The 2,679-nt window shown below is 49.6% G+C and carries 4 protein-coding genes and 2 pseudogenes; all 6 read right to left on the reverse strand.

All coding sequences use genetic code 11. The features are described from left to right. A pseudogene (locus tag QUB12_RS36980) lies at positions 1 to 699 on the reverse strand (hypothetical protein); the annotation flags it as partial. Continuing rightward, positions 699 to 1,241, reverse strand: a complete 543-nt coding sequence (locus QUB12_RS36985) for a hypothetical protein (protein ID WP_333311057.1) — start codon at positions 1,239 to 1,241, stop codon at positions 699 to 701. The gene QUB12_RS36985 and the pseudogene QUB12_RS36980, both read right to left, overlap by 1 nt. 13 nt (positions 1,242 to 1,254) lie before the next feature. Further along, the gene (locus tag QUB12_RS36990) at positions 1,255 to 1,977 is read right to left on the reverse strand and encodes a hypothetical protein (protein WP_333311059.1); all 723 of its coding nucleotides are present in this window, start codon (positions 1,975 to 1,977) and stop codon (positions 1,255 to 1,257) included. 62 nt (positions 1,978 to 2,039) lie between these two features. After that, positions 2,040 to 2,273 (reverse strand): hypothetical protein, encoded by a 234-nt coding sequence (locus tag QUB12_RS36995; protein WP_333311061.1) that lies wholly within the window; start codon positions 2,271 to 2,273, stop codon positions 2,040 to 2,042. After that, positions 2,273 to 2,449 carry a hypothetical protein gene (locus QUB12_RS37000; protein ID WP_333311063.1) on the reverse strand — a complete coding sequence of 59 codons (177 nt, stop codon included), beginning with the start codon at positions 2,447 to 2,449 and terminating at the stop codon, positions 2,273 to 2,275. Before QUB12_RS37000 ends, QUB12_RS36995 begins: the two co-directional genes overlap by 1 nt. Further along, positions 2,446 to 2,679: pseudogene (locus tag QUB12_RS37005) on the reverse strand (hypothetical protein); the annotation flags it as partial. The gene QUB12_RS37000 and the pseudogene QUB12_RS37005, both read right to left, overlap by 4 nt.

Raw genomic sequence — 2,679 nt, forward strand, 5'->3', positions numbered from 1 at the left:
ATTTTTTTGATTCCGCAAAAAGTCGATATATTCTTGCTTTTTATCCTCTGGTAAACCCGCAGTTTCTGCCTCAAAAATGGCTTCCTCAGCCTCCAGTTGAGCAATCTTAATATCGGCTTCGCCTAAAACTTCGCATTGCTTGATAACCACAGCGCAATCGTTCGCGACAGCTTCCAAGTCACCCTCGACCTGGACTTCTTTAACCCTCATGGCCCGATAATCTTCCAGCAGTTCAGTACGAGCATTCAGTTGCCCTTTTGCTAGGTCGCGTTTCTCTGCGATGGCTTCATAATTTGCGAGTTGACGCTCGGAGTTTTGCAGACTTCTCAAGCCAACACCTGCCACCCAAAAACTGCTACCAGCGAGGGCCATCCACAATGCTTTATGCGGATTTGTGGCGGGGATTTCCTTATGGAAAACCACATTAGGATTAGCCTTCCACTTCTCTGCGTGGTACTCGGTCATTATGTACGGTTTGCCTGCCTTGTCAGCACATTGCAACGCTTGTTTATTGCGGATGCAAAGCTGCACTCTATTGCTTGCCGTCCCCTGGATTGCGGTTATCCCGCTATATATCCCAATCACAAGCGCCAAACCGACTGCCGACAACTTGCCAGCAATAGGGAGTCTTTCAAAGGTCAGAAGCAGTGCGCGGTTTGACTTAAGTAATTGAGCGTGTTTTTCGGTTAATGGTGTCATTACTTGCTTCCTCCTTTGACTTTGAACATTAGGCAGAAAACGATAACCACAAGCGCAATTGAAGGCAAGTAGTCAAAGTCGTTGGAAGCAGGTTTTTTTACTGTCTGAATTTCTTTTATACCTGTCTCTAGACGTAGCTCTGCATCACCTACTTGTCGCCCTTCAGATAACGGTTCGGCAAGGCTGACAAGCATACCGACTGTCACCCCAGCACCAACAATTGCAGTAGGCAAGCGATGCTTTGATTGCCCGGTAATCTTGGCTGCCAAGTAAATCTGATAGATGCCAATTGCAGCAATTGACCCGCCTGCGATTTGCATGGCATGGAATGTGAAAACCACAGCCGAACCTAGTAATGTGGGCGCAACTACTTCGCACAGATTGGCAGCGTCCCGGTACTGGCGTTCGGCGTTAGTTTCGTCTGGTTGCGGTTGGTCAATGGTTGGTGCAGTAACTTGCTGATATTGCTGCTGTTGTTGGTGCTGGTGCTGTCCCCCTCCCACAAAAGAGAGGGGACTCGCCCCGATAAAACCTTCGTGCATAGTCCCCTCACTTTTAACGGTTGTTGAAATTCATTACATTCGCAAACCAGCCCCCAAATCCTCTAGGCGAACCAGTTGCCGACACGCTGGCGCTGTTGTTGCTGGCAGATCCAATAGTCACTGGCACTTTCTCCTGAATCCCTTTATCCGAGCCGACTGTTGCGCGACTGAGCAGCTTCTGTCGGCGTTCTCGGAGCGATTCTTGGATGGTTTGACGCTTGGACGCCACCTCACCCCTGTTTGCGATAGCTTCCATCTTGTTCTCGTGTCGCCACAGCTCAGCCTGTAAGTCGCCTGTGAGCTCAGAAGCAATCTCGGCTAACCCGTGCTGACGCTTGGTTTCAATCTTCAGCATCGCTGCACGGTCTTTGGCATCTAGTTGCTCCATCTCAGATCCAAATTCCGCATTTAGCTTGCGGATTTTAGCGATGGCATTTCCGACTTTAGAGCCGAATTTCTTCCTAATTTCCGTCCAAGTAACTTGTCCGTCGGCAATTTTTCCCAGCGCCTCCAGATAGGTTTCAGCGTTATCAAGGAAGGGTTCTAAAACTAAGGCAAGCTGTTCGGCGTTGGCTGCTTTATCTGCCATCGCTTCAAGCTTCGTAACATCGCTCAAGTACGAAAGAATGTCAGCCTCGGTGTCAGCCCACTCCCCCGCCTTCTCGTCAATGTATGGGCTGTGTCCCGCTGCTGGGTTCCTTATTGCTACGCTGCTGTTGTCGCGTCCAAAATCCATAGTAAAATCTCCTTAGATGATTCCCCCAGCGCAAGCTAGGGGAGTGTTTGCTGGCCAGCCGATTACTTGTCTAGGGCGATCGGCTGGCTTGTCATTTTGTTGAGCTTGTCAGATACTCGATCGGCTTCAGGATGACCGACATCAGGCAAAAATTCACCCCGCCGCCAGCTATCGCCAAGCTCGATCGCACGTTCTAAGTCGAGCCCCACAGCCATAAACTGACATTCTGGAAACCCGAAGCCGTCGCACCCTTCAACATCACAGTCAGATTTAGACAGAGTAGAAAAAGTCATCATTAATCCCTCAAACTTTGAACTTGACCTATTACTTCAATCCCCTTCGCATCTGTAATCCCTTCATCTCGCAGGCTTTGGGCTGCTACTAGAACAGCGTCCTGAGACTTTTTGGCACTGACATTAAACACTCGCGGGGTGTTGCTTTCGCGCTGCACTTTCACTTTATAAAAACTCATGATTCGGCTCCCAGCTTCATTGCCCGCAGTTGAGCTAGCACTTCAGCTTGTGCCTTCTGTTCTGCCTGAAAAACGGCCAGAGCACGTGCAGCCCCACGGTTTTGAGCGGCGTTGATTTCAGCAGTGTCCAAGTCTGAATCGCGCTGTTGGGCTGCCTGATTTTCGGAAGCAATTTGAGCTAGAAGCTGCTGCACATTTTGATTCAAGGATGCCGAAGCAGAATTTGCATT

This window comes from Microcoleus sp. B7-D4, from assembly GCF_036705125.1.
Classification (GTDB): Bacteria; Cyanobacteriota; Cyanobacteriia; order Cyanobacteriales; family Microcoleaceae; genus Microcoleus.

Bases quoted from the DNA above. Each gene is read 5' to 3' on its own strand.
- QUB12_RS36995 (WP_333311061.1), bottom strand. From the start codon at position 2,273: ATGATGACTTTTTCTACTCTGTCTAAATCTGACTGTGATGTTGAAGGG.
- QUB12_RS37000 (WP_333311063.1), bottom strand. From the start codon at position 2,449: ATGAGTTTTTATAAAGTGAAAGTGCAGCGCGAAAGCAACACCCCGCGA.
- QUB12_RS36990 (WP_333311059.1), bottom strand. From the start codon at position 1,977: ATGGATTTTGGACGCGACAACAGCAGCGTAGCAATAAGGAACCCAGCA.
- QUB12_RS36985 (WP_333311057.1), bottom strand. From the start codon at position 1,241: ATGCACGAAGGTTTTATCGGGGCGAGTCCCCTCTCTTTTGTGGGAGGG.